The sequence below is a fragment of the Streptomyces sp. AC627_RSS907 genome (assembly GCF_019049165.1).
On the sequence record NZ_JAGMUE010000385.1, the window covers coordinates 1 to 721 of the forward strand.

Genomic DNA, 721 nt, shown 5'->3' on the forward strand with positions numbered 1-721 from the left:
CGGTCTGGTCGTGGCCGTGCTGAGCGGTATCACCATGGCCATGGCCTCCACCACCGCGCACGCCGACGACCGCCCCGACGTCATCGCGCACCGCGGATCCTCCGGCATGGCACCCGAGAACACCGCCGCCGCCATCGACCTCGCCGTCCGACAACGCGCCGACCACGTCGAAATCGACGTCCAACGCACCAAAGACGGCAAACTCATCAACTTCCACGACTGCACCATGGAACGCACCACCAACATCAAAACCCTCTACCCCGACCGCCCCCGCTACCGCGTCTCCGACTTCACCTGGGCAGAACTCCAAAAACTCGACGCCGGCTCCTGGTTCCACCCCCGCTACAAAGGCGAACCACTCATCACCCTCGACACCGTCATCACCCGCATCAACCACACCCGCACCGGACTCCTCGCCGAAATCAGCCCCTGCGGCCACTACACCACCACCCTCGCCACCGACCTCGCCACCCACCTCACAACCAAACCCCGCTACCTCCGCAACGCCCTCACCCACCACCGACTCACCGTCCAGTCCTTCCAGACCGACGACGCCCAGCAATTCCACACCCACCTCCCCGACGTCCCCATCGGCATCCTCGACGCCCAACGCCCCACCGACACCGAACTCCTCCAGCTCAGCACCTGGGCCGACCAGATCAACCCCCAGCACACCGTCACCGACCAGACCCTCGTCGACCGCATCCACCAACTCGGCATG

1 protein-coding gene is annotated in these 721 nt (G+C 65.6%); it reads left to right on the top strand.

Annotation, left to right across the window (positions count from 1 at the left end; all coding sequences use genetic code 11):
- Positions 1 to 721, top strand: a 721-nt coding sequence (locus KUM32_RS36025) for a glycerophosphodiester phosphodiesterase family protein (protein WP_254406631.1), incomplete at both ends; no start/stop codon positions are given.